Origin of the sequence: Sphingomonas sp. 10B4, assembly GCF_035019905.1 — a bacterium.
GTDB classification, from domain to species: domain Bacteria; phylum Pseudomonadota; class Alphaproteobacteria; order Sphingomonadales; family Sphingomonadaceae; genus Sphingomonas; species Sphingomonas glacialis.
Map to the genome: position 1 here is coordinate 18403 of NZ_JASJVC010000011.1, position 20170 is coordinate 38572.

20 protein-coding genes are annotated in these 20170 nt (G+C 67.0%); 8 read left to right on the forward strand and 12 right to left on the reverse strand.

What is annotated here, in order from left to right:
- Nucleotides 1-46 precede the first annotated feature (46 nt).
- Nucleotides 47-1861, forward strand: a complete 1815-nt coding sequence (locus tag QN347_RS05250) for a DUF885 domain-containing protein (protein WP_322161746.1) — start codon at nt 47-49, stop codon at nt 1859-1861.
- Between the two features lie 67 nt (nt 1862-1928).
- The gene (locus QN347_RS05255; RefSeq protein WP_189676408.1) at nt 1929-3008 is read left to right on the forward strand and encodes a glycosyltransferase family 2 protein; all 1080 of its coding nucleotides are present in this window, start codon (nt 1929-1931) and stop codon (nt 3006-3008) included.
- A 2-nt stretch (nt 3009-3010) separates the two neighbouring features.
- Here QN347_RS05255 and QN347_RS05260 read toward each other — a convergent pair whose 3' ends face one another.
- Nucleotides 3011-3745 (reverse strand): class I SAM-dependent methyltransferase, encoded by a 735-nt coding sequence (locus QN347_RS05260; RefSeq protein WP_322161743.1) that lies wholly within the window; start codon nt 3743-3745, stop codon nt 3011-3013.
- Nucleotides 3746-4174, reverse strand: a complete 429-nt coding sequence (locus QN347_RS05265; RefSeq protein ID WP_133191411.1) for a GtrA family protein — start codon at nt 4172-4174, stop codon at nt 3746-3748. It lies immediately after the preceding gene.
- Between the two features lie 62 nt (nt 4175-4236).
- On the opposite strand from QN347_RS05265, the gene QN347_RS05270 reads away from it, so the two are divergent.
- Entirely contained in the window at nt 4237-6015 is a 1779-nt protein-coding gene (locus tag QN347_RS05270; RefSeq protein ID WP_322161742.1) for an AcrB/AcrD/AcrF family protein, read from the forward strand.
- 39 nt (nt 6016-6054) lie between these two features.
- Here QN347_RS05270 and QN347_RS05275 read toward each other — a convergent pair whose 3' ends face one another.
- From QN347_RS05275 to QN347_RS05295, 5 genes are all read right to left on the reverse strand, one after another.
- Complete coding sequence (locus tag QN347_RS05275) at nt 6055-6675, reverse strand: MarC family protein (protein ID WP_133191409.1); 621 nt, start codon at nt 6673-6675, stop codon at nt 6055-6057.
- Nucleotides 6672-7544, reverse strand: a complete 873-nt coding sequence (gene folD / locus QN347_RS05280; protein WP_322161740.1) for a bifunctional methylenetetrahydrofolate dehydrogenase/methenyltetrahydrofolate cyclohydrolase FolD — start codon at nt 7542-7544, stop codon at nt 6672-6674. Before folD ends, QN347_RS05275 begins: the two co-directional genes overlap by 4 nt.
- Nucleotides 7545-7560: 16 nt before the next feature.
- Entirely contained in the window at nt 7561-7863 is a 303-nt protein-coding gene (locus tag QN347_RS05285) for a YggT family protein (RefSeq protein ID WP_133191407.1), read from the reverse strand.
- Nucleotides 7864-7953: 90 nt separating this feature from the next.
- Complete coding sequence (gene argB / locus QN347_RS05290; protein ID WP_133191406.1) at nt 7954-8856, reverse strand: acetylglutamate kinase; 903 nt, start codon at nt 8854-8856, stop codon at nt 7954-7956.
- A gap of 50 nt (nt 8857-8906) precedes the next feature.
- Nucleotides 8907-9593: a queuosine precursor transporter gene (locus QN347_RS05295; RefSeq protein WP_322161739.1), complete on the reverse strand. Its 687-nt coding sequence runs from the start codon at nt 9591-9593 to the stop codon at nt 8907-8909.
- Between the two features lie 124 nt (nt 9594-9717).
- On the opposite strand from QN347_RS05295, the gene QN347_RS05300 reads away from it, so the two are divergent.
- On the forward strand, nt 9718-11103 hold the full coding sequence (locus QN347_RS05300; RefSeq protein WP_322161738.1) for a NupC/NupG family nucleoside CNT transporter: 1386 nt from the start codon (nt 9718-9720) through the stop codon (nt 11101-11103).
- A 170-nt stretch (nt 11104-11273) separates the two neighbouring features.
- On the opposite strand, the gene QN347_RS05305 is transcribed toward QN347_RS05300, so the two are convergent.
- Nucleotides 11274-11969, reverse strand: a complete 696-nt coding sequence (locus QN347_RS05305; protein ID WP_322161736.1) for an NnrU family protein — start codon at nt 11967-11969, stop codon at nt 11274-11276.
- 12 nt (nt 11970-11981) lie between these two features.
- On the reverse strand, nt 11982-13775 hold the full coding sequence (locus QN347_RS05310) for a peptide MFS transporter (RefSeq protein ID WP_322161734.1): 1794 nt from the start codon (nt 13773-13775) through the stop codon (nt 11982-11984).
- A gap of 116 nt (nt 13776-13891) precedes the next feature.
- Between QN347_RS05310 and QN347_RS05315 the strand changes: the two genes are divergently transcribed.
- Together QN347_RS05315 and QN347_RS05320 are read left to right on the forward strand one after the other, a co-directional pair.
- Nucleotides 13892-14470, forward strand: coding sequence for a nitroreductase (locus tag QN347_RS05315; RefSeq protein ID WP_322164158.1), 579 nt, complete (start codon nt 13892-13894; stop codon nt 14468-14470).
- 38 nt (nt 14471-14508) lie between these two features.
- Nucleotides 14509-14865, forward strand: a complete 357-nt coding sequence (locus tag QN347_RS05320) for a GntR family transcriptional regulator (protein WP_133191401.1) — start codon at nt 14509-14511, stop codon at nt 14863-14865.
- 56 nt (nt 14866-14921) lie between these two features.
- On the opposite strand, the gene QN347_RS05325 is transcribed toward QN347_RS05320, so the two are convergent.
- Entirely contained in the window at nt 14922-15698 is a 777-nt protein-coding gene (locus QN347_RS05325) for a DUF4019 domain-containing protein (RefSeq protein ID WP_322161731.1), read from the reverse strand.
- A 74-nt stretch (nt 15699-15772) separates the two neighbouring features.
- Nucleotides 15773-17485 (reverse strand): acyl-CoA dehydrogenase, encoded by a 1713-nt coding sequence (locus tag QN347_RS05330; RefSeq protein WP_322161729.1) that lies wholly within the window; start codon nt 17483-17485, stop codon nt 15773-15775.
- A gap of 62 nt (nt 17486-17547) precedes the next feature.
- On the opposite strand from QN347_RS05330, the gene QN347_RS05335 reads away from it, so the two are divergent.
- A complete protein-coding gene (locus QN347_RS05335; RefSeq protein ID WP_322161727.1) occupies nt 17548-18522 on the forward strand; it encodes an L-threonylcarbamoyladenylate synthase in 975 nt (324 codons plus the stop codon).
- 9 nt (nt 18523-18531) lie between these two features.
- On the opposite strand, the gene msrA is transcribed toward QN347_RS05335, so the two are convergent.
- The gene (msrA, locus tag QN347_RS05340; RefSeq protein WP_322161726.1) at nt 18532-19077 is read right to left on the reverse strand and encodes a peptide-methionine (S)-S-oxide reductase MsrA; all 546 of its coding nucleotides are present in this window, start codon (nt 19075-19077) and stop codon (nt 18532-18534) included.
- A gap of 93 nt (nt 19078-19170) precedes the next feature.
- Between msrA and galE the strand changes: the two genes are divergently transcribed.
- Nucleotides 19171-20166, forward strand: a complete 996-nt coding sequence (galE, locus tag QN347_RS05345; RefSeq protein ID WP_322161725.1) for a UDP-glucose 4-epimerase GalE — start codon at nt 19171-19173, stop codon at nt 20164-20166.
- Nucleotides 20167-20170 lie beyond the last annotated feature (4 nt).

A 20170-nucleotide genomic window follows, 5' to 3' on the forward strand; every position in this document is an offset into this window, starting at 1 on the left:
AAGGGCGAGCCGTTAGGCTGCGCTGCGGGCAGACAAAGGGATGATGATGGACCGGCGTGATTTTCTGTGTTCGACGAGCGTGTTCGGCGCGCTCGCCCTTCTTCCCGCCGCCGCTGCCCGCGCCGCGATCGCGACCGCACCGGGCGATGCTGCACTCGCGGCGCTGTTCGACCGGATCTTTGCCGAAGGGCTGCAGGAAAGCCCCGAAAGCGCGACGCAGCTCGGGCTCGACAAGGGCGCCAACGCCGCGCTGAAGCGTCGGCTCGACGACCCCTCGCTCGCCAATCGGGCGCAGGGCTTGGCAAGGACACGCCGCGCGATCGCCGCGCTCGACGCGATCGATCCCGCGACGCTCTCCCCGGCGAGCAAGCTCGACCGCGAAGTCGTGCTCTATTCGCTGCGCCAGCGCGAAGTCGGCCCCGCCCGCTTCGGCGTCGGCTCGCCGCAGCGTCCCTATGCGATCACGCAGCAGCAAGGCGCCTATTTCGGCGTCCCCGACTTCCTCAATTCGCGCCATGTCGTCGCGAATGCCGCCGATGCCGAAGCCTATCTCGACCGCCTCGCCGATTTCGCGCGCGTGCTCGATGCCGAGAATGCCGTGCAGGCGGAAGCGGCCAAGCGTGGCTTGCTCGCCCCCGCCTTCGCGCTCGATCTCGCGCTCGGGCAGATGGCCGCGTTGCGCAAGCCCGCCCCCGCCGAGAGCGGCCTCGTCACCTCGCTCACGCGCCGGACGACGGCCGCCAAGTTGCCCGGCGATTACGCTGGCCGCGCGACCAAAATCGTTGCCGATGCCGTCTATCCGGCGCTCGACCGGCAGATCGCACTCGTCACGCGACTGCGCCGCACCGCGCGGACCGATGTCGGGCTGTGGTCGGTGCACAATGGCGACGCGCTCTATGCCGCCGCACTGGCAAGCGCCACGACGACCGATTTCACGCCCGATCAAGTCCATCAGATGGGGCTCGACCAAGTCGCCGAAATCGGCGCCAAGCTCGATTCGCTGCTCAAGGCGCAAGGGCTGACCACCGGCAGCGTGAGCGCCCGGCTCGACACGCTCAACACCACGCCGTCACAGCTCTTTCCCGACACGCCCGAAGGCCGCGCCGCGTTGCTTGCAAGCCTCAACGGCCAGGTGCGGACGATGCAGGCGCGGCTGCCAACGCTGTTCATCAACCCGCCCGACGCCCCGCTCGAGATCCGCAGCGTCCCCGTCGAAATCCAGGACGGCGCATCGAACGGCTATTATTACCGCGCCGCGCTCGATGGCTCGCGCCCGGCGATCTATTGGATCAACCTCAAGCACATCACCGATTGGCCGAAATACGGGCTGCCGACGCTGACGCATCATGAAGGTGTCCCCGGCCACCACCTCCAGATCAGCATCGCGCAAGGCGCCGCAGGGCCGCTGATCCGCAAGACGAGCTTCTTCAACGCCTATACCGAGGGCTGGGCACTCTATGCCGAGCAACTCGCCGACGAGAGCGGCGTGTACGACCAGGATCCACTCGCGCGGATCGGCTATTACCAGTCGCTGCTGTTCCGCGCGTGCCGGCTCGTCGTCGACACCGGCATGCACGCCAAGCGCTGGAGCCGCGAAAAGGCGATCGCCTATATGGTCGAAATCACCGGCTTCCCGCCGCCGCGCGCGACGAGCGAGATCAACCGCTATTGCACCATGCCGGGACAGGCGTGCAGCTACAAGATCGGCCATGTCAGCTGGCTGCGCGCGCGCGCCAAGGCCAAGACGATCCTCGGCGCGAAGTTCGACGTGCGGCAATTCCATGAAATTCTGCGCAACGGCGCGGTGCCGTTGGTCATTCTCGAACGGCTCGCCGAGGAGCGCGCGCGGGCTCAGGCGTGAGCTCGCCGGCATAGGCGCGATGCGGATAGGCGATGACGTAGCGGCAAAGCGGCGCTAAACCTGCCGCATGATCCGCCCCGCGCTCTCCATCGTCATTCCCTGCTATAACGAAGCGGCATGCCTCGACGTGTTGCACGCACGCGTCTCGGCCGCTGCGCACGCTGCAGTCGGCACGGATTACGAGATCGTGCTGATCAACGACGGGTCGCGCGACGAGAGCTGGCCGGTGATGCAGCGCCTCGCCGCCGCCGATCCGCGGCTCGTGGTGATCAACCTGTCGCGCAACCACGGGCATCAGCTCGCGCTGACCGCCGGGCTCGATCTGTGCTCGGGCGCGCAGATCCTGATCATCGATGCCGACCTGCAAGATCCGCCCGAATTGCTCAGCGACATGCGCGCGGCGATGGCGGCGCAGCAAGCCGATGTCGTCTATGCCGTGCGCCGCACGCGCGAGGGCGAGACCGCGTTCAAGAAGCTCACCGCGGCGATCTTCTATCGCTTGCTCGACCGGGTCACCGACACCGCGATCCCGCTCGACACCGGCGATTTCCGCCTGATGAGCCGCCGCGCGCTCGATGCGTTCCTGGCAATGCCCGAGCAAGCGCGCTTCATCCGCGGGATGGTCGCGTGGGTCGGCTTCCGCCAGGTGCCCTTCCCGTACGATCGTGCCGAACGCCATGCCGGCGAGACGCATTACCCGCTCGCCAAGATGATCCGGCTCGCACTCGACGCGGTCACCGGCTTCTCGACCGCGCCGTTGCGCTTCGCCAGCCATCTGGGGCTCGCGCTGACCGCGGCGTCGCTGCTGCTGTTCCTCTATATCGCGATCGGCTTCTTCAGCGGCAGCGCGGTCGCCGGCTGGACCTCGACGATGCTCGTCGTCGTGCTGCTCGGTGCGTTCCAGATGTTCGTGCTCGGGATGATCGGCGAATATCTCGGCCGGCTCTATGTCGAATCGAAGCGCCGGCCGCTCTATCTGGTCGCCGATGTGGTGGGGCCGATCCAGGGTCATGCGACGCTGGGGTATCGCGCGGAAGTCGAGCCCCTGCCCGTTCGCCCCGAGCCTGTCGAAGGGCACGCCGCTCCGCAGGCGACCGCGCCTGCTGCAAGCAGTGCTTCGACAAGCGCAGCACGAACCGAAATCTAGCGTCAGCCCTTTTTCGGCGACGCCAAGGTCAGGATCGAAACCCCTGGCGACAGCGGCACGCGCCCGACGAGATGCCGCTCGAGCCGGAAGATCCGCTCGAACAGCGCATTGAGCGCGGGGTGCGGCGGCGAATCGTCGCTGTCGTCCTTGCCGCGCAGCCGCCCGGCGATCCGCGATGCGGCGGCGAGCGGGAAGAGCAGCGAGTTGAACCAGCGCAGCCCATTGTGCTTGAGCCCGGCCTTCCCGATCGCCGCGGCGAGCGTCGCCTTCGAATAGCGGCGGTGATGGTGGTTGACGACGTCGTGCGCGCTCCACATCCATTGGTGCGCGGGCACTGCGATCAGGATCTTGCCGCCGGGCTTGAGGCATTCGCCCATCGCCTTCAGCGCCGCGACATCGTCCTCGATATGCTCGACCACATCGAGCACCGCGATCAGATCGTACGCGCCGCGCTCGATTCCCGGCAGTTCGGGCAGCGGTGCCGCGCTCACCGGCGCGCCGAGCCGCGCGCTCGCGATCGCGCGCGCGGCGGGATCGATCTCGATCGCCTCGACCCGCCCGAACTGCGCGAGCATCGGCAGATTGTGCCCGGTGCCGCAGCCGATCTCGAGGATCCGCGCATCCTTGGGCAAGCCCCCCTCGCGCACGAGATAGTCTGCGAGGATGTCGCGCCGCGCGCGATACCACCAATGCGTGGAATCGTGTGCCGCCATGCGGTCGTAAACGATGCGGTCCATTTATTTGAACACCAATTGGCGATTGAGGAAGAAGGTGAAGACGGTGGCGCAAGCGACCGCGGGCAGCAGCGGCACCCATGCCGGATACCCGAGCTTGGCAGTGCCGATCCAGGTGATCAGCGCGTTCAACAGCACGCCCGAGGCCTGCACGCAGACGAATTTGACGTGCTGCATCCGACCGGGATCGCGCGATCCGTGCCCCTTAAAGCTCCACCGGCTGTGCAGGAAGAATCCCACCGTCACCGCCACCAGAAAGGCGAAGGGCACGGCATAGACCGCGTGGCGCTGCTCGAACACGAAGTGCGTCAGCGGGAGATAGACCGCGGCGTAGATGGCCGTGGTGATAACACCGGCGATCCCGAAGCGCACGAGCTGCCCGACGAGCGGGTTCTCTCGCAGGCTCTCAATCTGTCGCTGGATCGCTGTCACGTTGGCTTGCCCTTTACGATAGCGCCACTAAAGGGCGGAGAGACCCGAGGAAAGCGTTTTACATGGTTGACGGTACAGTGGCGCGGACGCTCGATCGGGATTGGGTCCGCCTCAGCCTGATCGCATGGGTCGGCATCGCGATCTATTATGTCGCGCAACGCTGGACCGGGATTCACTACCTCCAGCTCGGCGACACCGACGACAATATGCGGCTGATGCAAGTCCGCGCCTGGCTCGGCGGGCAGGGCTGGTACGATCTGCGCCAGTACCGGCTCAATCCGCCGCTCGGCTTCGACATGCATTGGAGCCGACTGGTCGATCTGCCGCTCGCCGGGCTGATCGTGCTGCTGCGCCCGTTCGTGGGGCCGCGCGAGGCCGAGATGCTCGCATGCGGCATCGCGCCTTTGCTGCCGCTCGGCATCGTGATGCTCGGCATCGGCGCGACGGTGCGGCGCCTGGTCAGCGTCTATGCCTGGCCGCTCGGCATCGTGCTGCTCCTGTGCTGCTCGGCGACGATGATGATGTATATGCCCGAGCGGATCGACCATCACGGCTGGCAGCTCGCGATGCTGAGCCTCGCGGTCGCCGGTCTGTCCGACCCCAAGGGCGCGCGCGGTGGCGCGATCGTCGGCGTGGCGAGCGCGGTGTCGCTGACGATCGGGCTCGAGATGCTGCCCTATGCAGCACTGGCCGGCTCGATCCTGACGCTGCGCTGGATCTGGGACCGAAGCGAGGCGCCGCGGCTGGCGATCTACGCGCTGTGCCTCGGCGCTGGCAGCGGGCTCGGCTATGCGCTGTTTGCCTCCTATGCCGATGCGGTGCTGCGCTGCGACGCGCTGACGCCGGTCTGGCTGAGCGTGATGGTGATGGCGGGCGCGTCGCTGTTCGCGCTGGGCTGGGCAAACCCGGCGAACCGCTGGGTGCGGCTTGGCCTAGCGATCGCGGCGGGGGCGATCATCGTCGTCGGCTTCGCGCTCGTCTTCCCGCAATGCCTCGGCCGCCCCGAACAAGCCTCGCCCGAGCTGCAGAAGAACTGGCTCAACATGATCCGCGAAGCCAAGCCGATCTACAGCCATCCGTTCCGCGTCGCCTTTCCCGTAGCGGCGATGCCGATCGTCGGGGTGATCGGCGCGGCGGTCGCGACGTGGCGCGCGCGCGGGACCGAGCTGCGTGGCGCCTGGGCAACGGTATTGCTGTTCGTCACCGGCGCGGCATTGCTACTGCTGTGGCAGGCGCGCGCGGGCCCCGCGGCGCAAATGCTCTCGGTGCCCGGCGCGGTCGCACTCGGCTGGCTGCTCGTCCCTAGCCTCCTCGGTAATCGCTCGGCGATGGTGCGCGTGCTTGGAACGGTGGCGGCGGTCGTGGTGATCGGGTCGGGGCTGTTCGCCGGGCTCGCGATCCGCTTCCTGCCGATCGACCGACCGAGCAAGCGCGTCCAGATCATCGACCGGGCGAGCGGCCAATGCCCGACGATGACCGCGCTGCGCCCGCTCGATCGCTATCCCGCGCAGACGGTCTTCAGCTTCGTCGATCTGGGGCCGCGGATCATCACGATCACGCATCACGATGCGGTCGCGGGCCCGTATCACCGCAATGGCGCCGCGATTCTCGATGTCCAGCACGCCTTCTCGGGCAGCCCGGAGAATTTCCGCGCGATCGCCAAGCGCCACGGTGCGACGCTGCTGCTGGTCTGCCCCAACATGGCCGAATCGACGATCTACCGCGTGCGCGCGCCCGGCGGCTTCTATGACCAGCTCGCGCATCGCAAGACGTTCGACTGGCTCGAGGAACTGCCGATGCCGGCCAAATCGCCGCTGCGGCTGTGGCGGATCAAGGACTGAGCAACCAAAGGCCCTCCCCTGAAGGGGGGCTTTTCCCAATCACCCGAGGCTTTGCTTTACCCCGTCGATCACGAACTGCACCGCGAGCGCTGCGAGCAGCACGCCGAGCAGCCGCGTGATCACCGCTTCGATCTTCGCGCCGAGCACGCGCATGATCGGCCCCGCCGCCAGCAAGGCGGCGAGCGTCAACGCCAGGATCGTGGCGAGCGCGGCGAGCACGACGGCGATCGGCTCGAGCCCGTGGTTGCGGCTCATCAGCAGCATCACCGACGCGATCGACCCCGGCCCCGCGATCATCGGCATCGCCATCGGGAAGATCGAGACATCTTCGACTTCGGGCGTCGCGGCGACCTTGGCAGCGCGGTCCTCACGCCGCTCGGTGCGCTTTTCGAACACCATCTCGAGCGCGATCAGGAACAGCATGATCCCGCCGGCGATGCGAAACGAATCGAGGCTGATGCCGAGCGACTTGAGCAGCACTTCGCCGAATGCGGCAAAGGCGAACAGGATCGCGGCGGCGACGAGCACCGCGCGGATCGCCATCGCCCGGCGATTGGCAGGAGAGGCGCCCGACGACAGCCCGGCATAGATCGGCGCGCAGCCGGGCGGGTCGATCACCACGAAGAAGGTGATGAGCGACGAGATATAGAGTTCGATCAAAGCGCGCCCTCACCGACGACGTTTTCGCGCCGCTCGGCGGAGATCAGCGTGTTGCGCAGCAGCACCGCGATCGTCATCGGGCCGACGCCGCCGGGTACGGGCGTCACCGCCCCCGCCACGTCGAGCGCACCCGCGAAATCGACGTCGCCGACCAGTCCCTCGGGTGTGCGGTTGATGCCGACGTCGATCACCGTCGCGCCGGGCTTCAGCCACGCGGCCTTGACCATCTGCGGTCGCCCGACCGCTGCGACGACGATGTCGGCGCGCTTGACCACGCTCGGCAGGTCGCGCGTGCGTGAATGCGTGACGGTGACGGTGCAGCTCTCGGCGATCAGCAATTGCGCCATCGGCTTGCCGACGATGTTCGAGCGGCCGATGACCACCGCGTCGAGCCCCGACAGATCCCCGAGCTGGTCCTTGAGCAGCATCAGGCAGCCGAGCGGCGTGCACGGCACGAAGCCGGGAAGCCCGACCGCGAGCCGCCCGGCATTGACCGGATGGAATCCGTCGACATCCTTGTCGGGGTCGATCCGTGTCGTCACCGCTTGCTCGTCGATATGCGAGGGCAGCGGCAGCTGGACGAGGATCCCGTCGATCGCGGGATCGGCGTTGAGCGCATCTACGAGATCGAGCAGCGCCTGCTGCGGCACGTCGGCGGGGAGGCGGTGCTCGATGCCCGCCATGCCCGCCGCCTTGGTCGCCTTGCCCTTCGAGCGGACATAGACCGCCGAAGCGGGGTCGTCACCCACGAGCACGACCGCGAGCCCCGGCGCGCGGCCGGCCTGTTCGACAAAGCGCGCGACGCGCTGTGCGACGCGCTCGCGCAAGCCGGCGGCGAACGCCTTTCCGTCGATGAGTGCGGCAGTCATGCTAGCGCCTTTCGCCTTAGAGCGGCGTGCCGCTCAGGATATGAGCAGCCAGATTGTTGAGGATGATGCTGAGGATCCGCAGCGTCAGCAGCACCGCGAACGGTGCCAGGTCGATCGATCCGAAATCGGGCAGAATCCGGCGGAACGGGCGATACAGCGGCTCGGTCCCGCGGTTGAGCCCGGTATAAATCGAGCGCACGACTTCGTTGTAGGTATTGATGACGTTGAACGACACGAGCAGCGACAGGATCACCTGAACGATGACGATCAGCGTGACCGCGTCGATCAACACCTGCAGGATCTGAATGATGGTAATCACGCGCGTCTCCGGGTGGTGTTCATCACGGTTCTAGCGCGCTACCGCAGGTGCGAACACCCCTAGCGACGCAGACCGCGCGATGCGCAACGCTCAGCGGCGAACCAGGGTCCCGGCGCCGCGCTTCGTGAAGATTTCGAGCAGCATCGCATGCGGCACGCGCCCGTCGAGGATGACCGCGGCATCGACCCCGCCCTCGACCGCATGGACGCAGGTCTCGAGCTTGGGGATCATCCCGCCGCTGATCGTGCCGTCGGCGCGCAGCGCGGCGACGGCCGCGGGATCGAGATCGGTGACGAGTGCACCCGCCTTGTCGAGCACGCCGACCACGTCGGTCAGCATGAACAGGCGTTCGGCGCCGAGTGCGGCGGCGATCGCACCGGCCATCGTGTCGGCATTGATGTTATAGGTCGCGCCATCCGCGCCGAGCCCGACCGGCGCCACCACCGGGATGAAGCCGTCGCGCGCGAGGTTGATCAGGATCGACGGGTTGACCGCGACCGGATCGCCGACGAAGCCCAGATCGACGTGCCGCTCGATCCCCGAATTGGGATCGGGCTCGCGCCGCCCACCGACCTTTTCGGCCACGACGAGGTTGGCGTCCTTCCCCGAAATGCCGACCGCGCGGCCGCCCGCCTGGCCGATCCAGCCGACGATTTCCTTGTTGATCGACCCCGCCAGCACCATTTCGGCGATCTGCGCGGTCTCGGCATCGGTTACGCGAAGGCCGTCGACGAAGCGCGATTCGACCCCCAATCGCTTGAGCATCGCGCCGATCTGCGGTCCGCCGCCGTGCACCACGACCGGATTGATCCCGACCGCCTTCATCAACACCACATCCTCGGCGAAATCGCGTGCGAGCTCGGGGTCGCCCATCGCGTGCCCGCCGTACTTCACGACGAAAGTCTTGCCGGCGTAGCGCTGCATGTACGGCAGCGCCTCGACCAAAGTCTCGGCCTTGGCGAGCAGTTCGGGGGCGGGGGAATGATCGGTCATGTTCGCGCCCATAGCCAATCCGTCACCCCAGCGAAAGCTGGAGTGATATGTCAGCCGCGATCGAGCGTCCGCCCGATCGCCACCGCCAGATAGATTGCCGGCGGCACGAGCAGCGCCGACAGGATCACCTTGATCAGCATCTGCCCGGCGAGCAACTGGCCGATCGGGAATTCGCCGTAGAACGCGATCGTCACGAACAGCAACGTATCGACGACCTGGCTCAGCATGCTCGCAATCGCCGCGCGCAGCCACAGCAAGCTGCTCCCCTCGCGGCCTTTCAGCGCCGCGAAGATCGTCACGTTGAGCGTCTGCGACACGCCGTAGGCGACGATCCCGCCCGCCCAGATCCGCCACGTCGCGCCGAGCACGAGCTGGATCGCATCGCGATTGGCGGGCAGCATCGCGGGCGACGGCGGCAGGATCCAGACGATCCACGACAGCAGGATCGACACCAACAGCGGAACGAAGCCGATCCGCACCAGCCGGTTGGCGACCGCGCCGCCATGCAGCTCGGCGACCGCGCTCGACGTCACCACGAGCAAGAGGAAGGCGAAGATCCCGGCCTCGACCGCCAGCGGCCCCAGGCCGAAGACCGGTCCGATCGCGGAAATCGGCCCGAGCGAGACTTGCTTGTTGCCGAGCACGCCCGCGATGCAGACCATCCCGCCGTAGAAGATCGAGAAGGCGAAGAGCGAGCGCGGGATACCGCCGACCGCGGGAGAAGCAGCTGTGTTCATCGCGCCGACGCTAGCCGGTTTCGCGCGCAGAGCAAACCGCCACTAGCCCCCGCCGCGCGGCGCTGTATGGTGGCGCGCTTGCGCGGGGGGCCGCGTGCCGGTTTCAACGCGAGTAACGACCCACATGAATCGTCTTCTCATCGGCATCGCCGGAATTGCGGTCATCCTGCTGATCGCCTTCGCTTTGTCGAGCAATCGGCGCGCGATCCGGCTGCGCGTCGTCGGCGCGGCGTTCGCGCTGCAAGTCGCGATCGCGGTGCTCGTGCTGAAGGTGCCGGCAGGCGTCGCGGCGCTGCAATTCCTGTCGGGCGGGGTCGCGAACCTGCTCGGCTATGCGCATAACGGCGTCGACTTCCTGTTCGGCCCGCTCGCCAAGCCCGAGATCGGCGGCAACAGCTTTGCGATCGCGGCGCTGCCGGTGATCATCTTCTTCGCCAGCCTGGTGTCGATCCTCTATTATCTCGGCATCATGCAGTTCATCGTCCGCTGGCTCGGCGGTGCGATCGAGGCGGTGATCGGCGTGTCGAAGGTCGAGGCCTTGTGTGCCGCGGCCAACATCTTCGTCGGCCAGAGCGAATCGCCGCTCGTCATCCGTCCCTATCTCGCCGGGCTGACCCCGGCACAGCTGTTCACGGTGATGACCAGCGGGATGGCGGGCGTCGCCGGCACGATCCTCGCGGCCTATGCCTCGATGGGGATCCGCATCGAATATCTGCTCGCGGCAAGCTTCATGGCGGCGCCGGCGGGGATCCTGATGGCCAAGATCATGATGCCCGACGAGCCCGTTCGCCAAGGCGAACTGCCGCTCGGCGATCATCCCGAGGAGAATATCCAGCTTTCCGAGGCGCGGATCAGCGGCCAGGGGCCCGCCGCCTTGCTGCCCGAGGGCGTCCCCGGCGAACCGATGCCGCACGCGAGCCACGACGAGGAAAAACCCGCCAACATCATCATGGCCGCGGCACAGGGCGCGCAGACCGGCGTCAAGCTCGCGGTCGCGGTCGGCGCGATGGTGCTCGCCTTCGTCGCGCTCGTCGCGCTCGCCAACGGCATCCTCGGCGGAATCGGCGGATGGTTCGGCTATCCCGCGCTGAGCTTCCAGGGGCTGCTCGGCACGGTGTTCGCGCCGATCATGGTGCTGCTCAACGTCCCGTGGACCGAAGCGCAGATCGCCGGCGGGCTGTTCGGGCAGAAGATCGTGCTCAACGAATTCGTCGCCTATATCAGCCTCGGCACACAAAAGGGCCTCAGCGCGCATACCATCGCGGTGGTCACCTTCGCGCTGTGCGGGTTCGCCAATTTCTCGTCGATCGCGATCCAGATGGCGGTGACTGGCAGCCTCGCCCCCAACCAGCGCCCGATGATCGCGCGGCTCGGCTTGAAGGCGCTGGCGGCGGGAAGCCTCGCCAATCTGATGTCGGCGGCGCTGGCCGGGTTGCTCATCCCCGACGTCCCCACACAGCCCGCGGCCAAAGCGCCGGCAGCGGTCGTCGCGCCGGTGGCAAAGCCGTGATCGACGCGCAGCGCGGCTAGCCTCCCTTGATCGAGGCGCGGTCCGCCAATGCCGTCCGGACGGAGCCCGTCGAAGTCCAGCCTTGAACCCGCCGACGGTCGGCAAGTGGCGTTGGGCCCTTCGACAGGCTCAGGGCGAACGGTGGGTCGGTTAGCCTCGGGAAAAGGCCGCTAGCGGTAGATCCAGTGCCACACCCCGGCCGCGACCCCCGCGATCGGCAGATGCGCCCAGGTCGCCGCGAGCCAGATCACGACGCCGCCCGCGATGTCATGCGGCCGGAAGCCACCGAACGCCGCGCGCCGCTGCGCGATCGCGACGAATGGCCAATAGCTCGTCTTGGCCTCCCAATCGCGCCACAAGGCGGGCTGGAGCGCTTCCTTCTTGCGATCCTGCAACGCCGCGCCGACGAGCGCGAGCACGATGATCGCCACCGCCACGACGATGTTCGCGGCGATCGGATAGACCGCGATGTGGCACAGCCCCCACAGCGCGAACGCCCACATCATCGGATGCCGCGTGATGCTGAACACGCCGCGCGCGCTGGCAGGCGCAGTCGCGGTCGGTGGTCCGGGAAGCGCGGGATTGCCGAGCAGCGAGCCCATCAACAGGATGCTCGCCACCAGCATGACGAGCGTGACGGGACCCCAGATGCCCTCGCCGACCGCCCAGAGCGGAACGCTCGCAGGCGCGATTTTATAGGCATGCGCAAGCCAGCCGAGCGTCGCGAAGGCGACCAGCGCATACACGCCCATAAAGCCGTTCGCGCCGATCGCCTTGACGATCGGCGCGCGCAACGGATGCGACAGCAGGAAATGCGTTCCAACGAATGCCGCAGCCGCGGCGATCACCATTTCCGTGCCGTCCATCGTCTTTCCCCCTTATTTGACGCCGTGCATCCACTTCTTGAGCGGCCACGACAAGGCCAGCAGCACGACCCCGAGCACGATCGCGACTTCGGCGATCGTCGTGAAGGTGCCGGTATAGGTGTCGAGGCTGACCTTGAGGTTGGTCACCTGCCCGCCGACGGTTTCGACGCTGGCGAACTGCGCGACGATACCCGCGACATATTGCGCGCACGAGATCGACAGGAACCACACGCCCATCAACAGCCCGACGATCCGCGCGATCGACAGCTTGGTGATCATCGAGAGGCCAACGGGCGAGATGCACAGTTCGGCGACCGAGTGGATCAGGTACAAGCCAGCGAGCCACCAGATGCCGACCTGGAAGCCCGGCCCGGCGAACCCTGCGCCGAGCACGAGGAACAGGAAGCCCGCCCCCACGCCGATCAGCGCGATGCCGAACTTGACCGGGATCGACGGCTCGAGCCCGCGCTTGGCGAGCGTGGTCCAGAGGATGCTCATGATCGGCGCGAGCGTGACGATGAAGAAGGCGTTGAAGAACTGCGTCTGCGGCGCCGAGATCGCGAAATCGCCGAACAGCCGCAAATCGGTGTTGCGATCGGCGAACAGCGTCAGCGACGAGCCGGCTTGCTCGAACAGCGTCCAGAACACGACGTTGAAGATGATCAGCACCATCGCTGCGAGCATCATCTGGAATTCGCGCTTGTCGCCGATCACGAACGACCAGATCAGGATTCCCGGGATCGCGACAAGGAAGGTGCCGAACAGCAATTTGCCCATCAACGACAGCGACGCGAGATAGCCGATAAAGCCCGAACCCGGCACTGGCGGGACCGAGTTCATCAAATTGACGAACAGGAAATACAGCACCGGAACCGCAACGAGCGCGCCGATAAAGATCGGGATCGTCCGGTCGGGCCCGCTCCGCACGGGCGGTTCGCCGTATCCGTTGAGCTTGCCGCCATCGAACTGGATCAACGTGAACGAGATCAGCATGCCGACCGCGGCAAGGCCGAAGCCTGCCCACCAGCCGAACGTCTCGGCAAGGATCGGACAGAGGATCTGCGACGCGAGCGACCCGAGGTTGATGCCCATGTAGAAGATCGTGAAGCCCGAATCGCGGCGTCGATCGCCCTGCGCGTACAATTCGCCGACCATCGTCGAGATGTTGGGTTTGAAGAATCCGTTGCCGACCGAGACGAGGCTGAGCGCGAGCAGCATGATCGTGACGAACAGCGGGCTGCGCTCGGCATCCGATTTGAAGCCGTCCTTTTCGATCGTGCGCGCGGTGCTGCCATCGGCGGCGAGCAGCGAGACGGTGCCGTCGTCATTGCCCTTCACCTGCAGCCGCTTGCCCTGATCGGTGATGTAGCGCTGCTCGGTCCCGGCCTTGGATTCGACCGTTACGTTATAGCGCTGGCCGTCGATCGTCGCGAACGGCACCGCTGTCTGGCCGCCGAAGCAGAGCGTGAAATACCCGACCGCCATCATGATCGCGCCGAACTTCACCGAGCGCTTCGACCCGAGATACTGGTCCGCCAGATATCCGCCGACGAGCGGCGTCAGATAGACGAGCGCGGTGAACCCGCCGTACAGCCCGGTCGCGGCGCGATCGCCGAAGACAAAATGCTTGGTGAGATATAGCGTGAGCAACGCGCGCATGCCGTAATAGCCGAAGCGTTCCCACATTTCGGTGGTGAACATCCGCGCAAGCTGGCGCGGATGTCCGAACCAGGTCTCGCCCGCCGCCGGATTGACGTGGCTAATATCCGGCTCGCGCGGAGTATCCGCGGTCGGGGTGTCCACCATGTACGAAAGCTCCCTGAATGTCCGTGCGCCGCTACCTTCGGCGCCGACTTGTTACCGTTGAGACTAGCGGCTTGGACGACGGTGTAAATATGCGCGCGTTCCGCTACAGCGCGGCGATGCTCAACGACTCGTCCACCCCGCTCTCGCTCCTCGCCACGCGCCGCTCGGGAAAACCGCGCGATCTCGTCGCGCCGGGGCCCGATGCGGGACAGCTCGACACGATCCTGCAGATCGCCGCGCGCGTCCCCGACCACGGCAAACTCGCCCCGTGGCGCTTCGTGATCGTCGCGCCCGAGCAGCGCGCCGCGCTCGCCCGCCTGATCACCGACGCCTGTCGCGCCGAGCGTCCGAACGCGTCGGCGAAGGAGCTCGAATCGCTCGAACAGTTCGCGCACCAGGCACCGACTTTGGTGGTGGTGCTGTCATCGCCGCGCGTCGACAGCCCTATCCCTTTGTGGGAGCAGCAATTGTCGGCGGGCGCCGCGGCGATGAACCTGCTCCAGGCGACGCACGCGCTCGGTTTTGCCGGCGGCTGGCTGACCGGCTGGGCGAGCGCTTCGGATGCGGTGCGCGATGCGTTCGGCGCGGCCCCGGAACGGATCGTCGGCTTCTTTTTTCTCGGAACACCCGCCAAGCAATTAGAAGAACGCCCCCGCCCGGATACGAGCAAGATTATTTCTCACTGGAAGGGCTGAGGTGTGGACCTTTTTGGCGGTTGCTGTATTATAGCAGCATGACAGCCCTGAACAGCGAAGACAGCCCAGTCTATATCAAATTGCGCGGGACGATCTCCGCCGCGATCCTGCGCGGCGAGTTTCGCGCTGGGGACCAGCTCCCCTCGGTCCGCGCGCTTGCCGCCGAACATGGCGCAAACCCGCTGACCGTCGCCAAAGCGTATCAGAGTTTCCAGGACGACGGCTATGTCGAGGTCCGGCGCGGGGTCGGGATGTTCGTGCTCCCAGGCGCCGCCGAGAAGCTGCGCGCTGCCGAGCGCGAGCATTTCGTCAAGACGAGCTGGCCGCGCATCGCGGCGCATATCGAATTGCTCGGGCTCGACGTCGCCGACCTGCTCGAGCGCGAAAAGGCCTGAAAGCCTGGCCCGGCCGCGAAGCGCTGCTTCCGACCGGGCCGTTACACGGTAACCGCCTATCCGACGGTGACCCCCGCCACGCGCCAGCCACCCATCTCGCGCTCGAGCGTGACCGTCTCGATCGCCTCGGTCCTATTGGCGAAACGGGTCCGAAACTTCACCATTTGGTAGCCATGCGGCGGCGTCGGCACTTCCTGCTGGCTGACGAAGTTGCGTGACAGCATCTCGCCCAGCGGCACACGCGCCTGTTCGGACGCCTTTGTCCAGACTTGGAGCGTATTGAGCTTTTGGAACGACGGCGTCGTCGCGCGGTAACTCTCACCCCAGTGCGCGCGGTCGAGCAGCATGAGCCATTGCCGCGCTTTATCCACGACCGCTGCATCGGGCGTTTCTGCAGCGACGGATGGCCCCGGCGGGGCAGGCGCGTCTTGAGGCAGCGCGATGAGCGCCAAGAGACCGAGGGTAAACGTCATGAGCAAGCCTCCGATGAGGAACCGGGGCTGGCGGTGTGCCCGCCCCACGCCGACTTCCGGCGCGGTTTCCTGTTCCCCCCGAGCAGCGTCCGCGGCTTCCCCGATTGGCGTGTCCCCCACGGAATCGGGGGCCGGCGGCACGCCGCCGCCTTCGGCCGCGAGCAGCATCCGCGCAGCCTCGCGACTGCTCGACACGGCGAGCTTGCGGCGCGCATCGCGCAGCCGCTCGTTGATCGTATGGACCGAGAGGCCGAGATCGCGCGCGCTCGACTTCGCATCGTGCCCGCGCACGATCAGGCGAAGCGTCTGCTTCTCCTTCTCGGTCAGCGCGCGGACCCCGTCTCTCACCGGCATGTTCATGCCCCGGAGGCTAGTTCGGGGGCCACGTTGCGCCTACCCCGAAAAATTCGGGGTGAGCGCGGCAGTGGCTCAGCTCAGGCCGCGAAGGCTTCGGCCGGGACCGAATAGAGCACATCGGCCTTCGCCGTCGCCGCCGCCTTGAGGCCCATCGCCTCGGGGACGATCTGCGCGACGTAGAAGGCGCACGCCGCGCGCTTCATCGCCGAGAAGGCATCGTCGCCGGTCGCGATCCGGCCCGAACGCTCCATCAGCCAGCCGCACGTCGCGACCGAGAGCATCGTCAGGAACGGATAGCTTGCCGCAAGCTTGTCATCGGCATCGAGCCCCGCCATGCCGCGCCCGATCTCGTCGCATGCGTCGATCAGACCGATCAGGCCTGCATCCTGCGCTTCGGCGCGCATGTCGGCGATCAGCTGCGCAAACACGCCGCCATTGGCCATCGACAGCTTGCGCCCGACCAGATCGGCCGCCTGGATGCCGTTGGTGCCCTCGTAGATCGGCGTGATGCGTGCATCGCGGAAGAACTGCGCCGCGCCCGTCTCCTCGACATAGCCCATCCCGCCATGCACCTGGATGCCGAGGCTGGCGACTTCGTTGCCGATATCGGTGCCGTGCGCCTTGGCGAGCGGGGTGAGGATCTCGAGCCGGTCCTGCGCGCCCGCTTGCCCGAGCGCCGCGCGGTCGACTTGCGCCGCGGCGTAATAGACGAGCGCACGCGCCGCCTGCGTCTGCGCCTTCATCCGCAGCAGCATGCGGCGGACGTCGGGATGCTCGACGATCTTGACCGATTCCTTGCTGGGCGAGCCAGCGCGCGGCGACTGCACGCGATCGAGCGCATAGGCCACCGCCGCTTGCGTCGCGGCTTCGGCGACCTGGACACCCTGCAGCCCGACATTGAGGCGGGCATTGTTCATCATCGTGAACATGGCGCGGATGCCGCCGAATTCGCCACCGATCAGCTCGCCGATACAGTCATCATTGTCGCCGAACGACAGCACGCAGGTCGGCGAGGCGTGCAGCCCCATCTTGTGCTCGATCGAGACGACGCGGACGTCGTTGAAGTCGCTCGGCGTGCCGTCCTCGGCCAGCCGGTACTTGGGCACGAGGAACAGCGAGATCCCCTTGGTGCCGGCCGGAGCGCCCGGCGTGCGGGCGAGCACGAGGTGGACGATGTTGGGCGCCATGTCGTGATCGCCGAACGAGATGTAGATCTTGGTGCCCTTGATCGACCACTTTCCGTCGCCAAGCGGCGTCGCGGTCGAGCGCAGCGCGCCGACGTCGGACCCGGCCTGCGGCTCGGTCAGGTTCATCGTGCCGGTCCATTCGCCGGTCGCGAGATGCGGAAGATACAGCGCCTGCTGCTCGGGGCTGCCGTGATGCGCCAGCGCCTCGATCGCACCGACGGTCAGCGTGGGCGCGAGCGCGAAGCCCATGTTCGCGCCACCGAGCGTATCGAGCACCGCGGTCTGGATCGCGAAGGGCAGGCCCTGCCCGCCAAATTCTTCGGGAACGCCGATCGTGCCCCAGCCGCCTTCGACATAATCGTGATACGCCTTCACGAAGCCGTCGGGCATGACGACTCCCTCGGGGGTCCATTTCGCGCCGACGGTGTCGCCGGCGCGCAGCAGCGGCGCCCATTCGCCCGCCGCGAGTTGCCCGACGCCTTCGAGCACCGCGTCGACGACGTCCTCGCTCGCGGCGGCGAAGCGTTCGGTCGCGGCGAGATCGGCGATGCCGACGATGTGATCGAGCACGAAACGCTGGTCGGCAGTGGCGGGGGTGAACATGGCGGATCCTCTGACTCAGGGCCCCTTATCGGGGATGCTGCGCCGGGCTATAGCCCTCTCCGATGATCCCGCCAAACCCACCATTTGCGACGCAGACCTTACCCTACGGCGAGGCCGCGATCGCCGCCGCCGCCGCGCTGATCGTGGCCGGCCAGCCGGTCGCGATCGCGTCCGAGACGGTCTACGGGCTCGCCGCCGACGCGACCGATTCGGCCGCCGTCGCGGCGATCTATGCGGCGAAGGGCCGGCCGAGCTTCAACCCGCTGATCGTCCATGTGCTCGACCTTACAGCGGCCGAGGCGATCGCCGAGTTCGATCCCGTCGCGCGTGCGCTGGCCGCGGCGTTCTGGCCGGGGCCGCTGACGCTGGTGCTGCCGCTGCGCGCGGGTGCCGGGATCGCGGCCGCGGTGACAGCGGGACTGTCGACGATCGCGCTGCGCGTGCCGGCGCACCGCGCGATGCGGGCGTTGATCGCGGCGTCGGGCAAGCCGCTGGCGGCGCCCTCCGCCAACGCCAGCGGGGGGATCAGCCCGACGCGGGCGGAGCATGTCGTCGCCAGCCTCGACGGGCGCATTGCGCTTGTCGTCGATGACGGCGCGACCGAAGCGGGACTCGAATCGACGATCGTCGCGACCGCGGGGGGCCTGCGCGTGCTCCGCCCCGGGCCGATCACGCGCGAAACGCTGGCGGCGTTCGACACGCTTTCGCCCGAAACAGAGAAAGCAGACCGCCCGGCAGTTCAAGCGATCACCGCCCCCGGCCAGCTCGAGAGCCACTACGCGCCGAGCAAGCCGCTGCGCCTCAACGCCATCACGGCTGCGCCAGACGAATATCTGATCGGCTTCGGCACGATAGCCGGCGCCGCCACACTATCGCCGACCGCAGACCTGACACAAGCCGCGACCAACCTCTTCGCCGCTCTGCACGCGGCAGACGCCTCGCCATCGGCACGGATTGCGATCGCGCCGATCCCGAGCGAGGGGATCGGCGCTGCCATCAACGATCGGCTCAAACGCGCGGCGCACCGCGACACTTGAGCGGAGGCGTTACGCCCCCACCGCCGCCTTCGACCGTGCCGCAAAGCTCTTGCGCAGCTTGGCGAGCTTGGGCGGGATCACCGCGAGGCAATAGGGATTGCCGCGACCTTCGGTGTCCCAATAGTCCTGGTGATAATCCTCGGCCGGATACCAGGTCGACATCGGCTCGATCGTCGTGACGATCGGCGCGGGCCAGTCGCTCGCGGCCCGCTGCATCGCCGCGACGGCCGCGTCGCGCTGCGCATCGTCGGCGGGGAAGATCGCCGAGCGATATTGCGTGCCGACATCGTTGCCCTGGCGGTTGAGCTGCGTCGGATCGTGCGTTGCAAAGAACATGTCGAGGATCTCGCCATACGACACCTGGTCCTTGTCGAAGGTCACGCGGATCGCCTCGGCATGGCCGGTGTCGCCACCGCACACCTGCTTGTAGGTCGGATCCGGCACCGTCCCGCCGATATACCCGCTTTCGACCTTCTCGACGCCGATCACGTCCTTGAACACCGCCTCGGTGCACCAGAAACATCCATCCGCGAGCGTTGCGACTTCGCTTGCCATTTTCGAATCCTTTATTGCTAGGTTCCTAGATAGGAACGCGGTGGCGCGACGCAATCTCCACGGGTAGGGCGTGGGCGCTGGCAGGAGACGAAGATGCTCGACGGTGCGGTAATGGTGACGGGCGGAGCGGGCTATATCGGCAGCCATGCGGTGCTGGCGCTGCTCGACGCGGGGCACCGCGTCGTGGTGTTCGACAATCTTTCGACCGGGTTCGACTGGCTGGTCGACAGCCGCGCTACGCTGGTGCGCGGAGAGATCGAGGATGACGTGCTCGTCCGCAGCACGATGCGCGATCATGACGTCCGCGCCGTGATGCATTTCGCCGGCTCGATCATCGTCCCCGAATCCGTCTCGAACCCGCTCAAATATTATCGCAACAACACCGTCGCGAGCCGCGCCTTGCTCGAAAGCGCGGTCACCTCGGGCGTGAAGCACTTCATCTTCTCCTCGACCGCGGCGACCTACGGCACGCCCGAAAAGGTGCCCGTGGCCGAGCGCGACCCGACCGTGCCGATCAACCCGTACGGCATGTCGAAGCTGATGACCGAGGCGATGCTGCGCGACGTCGCCGCCGCCTATCCGATCAACTATGCGGTGCTGCGCTATTTCAACGTCGCCGGCGCCGACCCGCAGCAGCGCACCGGCCAGTCGACCGTCGGCGCGACCCACCTAATCAAGATCGCGGTCGAAGCCGCCCTCGGCAAGCGCGCGAGCGTCGGCGTTTACGGCACCGACTATGACACGCCCGACGGCACCGGCGTGCGCGACTACATCCATGTCAGCGATCTCGCCGCCGCGCACGTCGCCGCGCTCGACCTGCTGGTGGCGGAACCCGCCAAGAGCCACACGCTCAACGCCGGCTACGGCAAGGGTTTCTCGGTGCTCGAAGTGCTCGACGCGGTCGACCGGGTCACCAACATGAAACTGACCCGCGTCATCCAAGGCCGCCGCGCAGGCGATGCCGGCGAACTCGTCGCCGACAATCGCGCGATCCTCGCCACGCTCGACTGGACGCCGCAGCGCGCCGACCTCGACGGCATCGTCCGCGATGCGCTGGCGTGGGAGCGCAAACTGGGCGAGCGGGGCTGAACGT

Coding starts and splice junctions, on each gene's coding strand:
- folD (WP_322161740.1), bottom strand. CDS start 7,544: ATGACTGCCGCACTCATCGACGGAAAGGCGTTCGCCGCCGGCTTGCGC.
- msrA (WP_322161726.1), bottom strand. CDS start 19,077: ATGGCAAGCGAAGTCGCAACGCTCGCGGATGGATGTTTCTGGTGCACC.
- QN347_RS05255 (WP_189676408.1), top strand. CDS start 1,929: ATGATCCGCCCCGCGCTCTCCATCGTCATTCCCTGCTATAACGAAGCG.
- galE (WP_322161725.1), top strand. CDS start 19,171: ATGCTCGACGGTGCGGTAATGGTGACGGGCGGAGCGGGCTATATCGGC.
- argB (WP_133191406.1), bottom strand. CDS start 8,856: ATGACCGATCATTCCCCCGCCCCCGAACTGCTCGCCAAGGCCGAGACT.
- QN347_RS05260 (WP_322161743.1), bottom strand. CDS start 3,745: ATGGACCGCATCGTTTACGACCGCATGGCGGCACACGATTCCACGCAT.
- QN347_RS05305 (WP_322161736.1), bottom strand. CDS start 11,969: ATGGACGGCACGGAAATGGTGATCGCCGCGGCTGCGGCATTCGTTGGA.
- QN347_RS05250 (WP_322161746.1), top strand. CDS start 47: ATGGACCGGCGTGATTTTCTGTGTTCGACGAGCGTGTTCGGCGCGCTC.
- QN347_RS05310 (WP_322161734.1), bottom strand. CDS start 13,775: ATGGTGGACACCCCGACCGCGGATACTCCGCGCGAGCCGGATATTAGC.
- QN347_RS05315 (WP_322164158.1), top strand. CDS start 13,892: ATGCTCAACGACTCGTCCACCCCGCTCTCGCTCCTCGCCACGCGCCGC.
- QN347_RS05295 (WP_322161739.1), bottom strand. CDS start 9,593: ATGAACACAGCTGCTTCTCCCGCGGTCGGCGGTATCCCGCGCTCGCTC.
- QN347_RS05335 (WP_322161727.1), top strand. CDS start 17,548: ATGATCCCGCCAAACCCACCATTTGCGACGCAGACCTTACCCTACGGC.
- QN347_RS05320 (WP_133191401.1), top strand. CDS start 14,509: ATGACAGCCCTGAACAGCGAAGACAGCCCAGTCTATATCAAATTGCGC.
- QN347_RS05325 (WP_322161731.1), bottom strand. CDS start 15,698: ATGAACATGCCGGTGAGAGACGGGGTCCGCGCGCTGACCGAGAAGGAG.
- QN347_RS05300 (WP_322161738.1), top strand. CDS start 9,718: ATGAATCGTCTTCTCATCGGCATCGCCGGAATTGCGGTCATCCTGCTG.
- QN347_RS05330 (WP_322161729.1), bottom strand. CDS start 17,485: ATGTTCACCCCCGCCACTGCCGACCAGCGTTTCGTGCTCGATCACATC.
- QN347_RS05270 (WP_322161742.1), top strand. CDS start 4,237: ATGGTTGACGGTACAGTGGCGCGGACGCTCGATCGGGATTGGGTCCGC.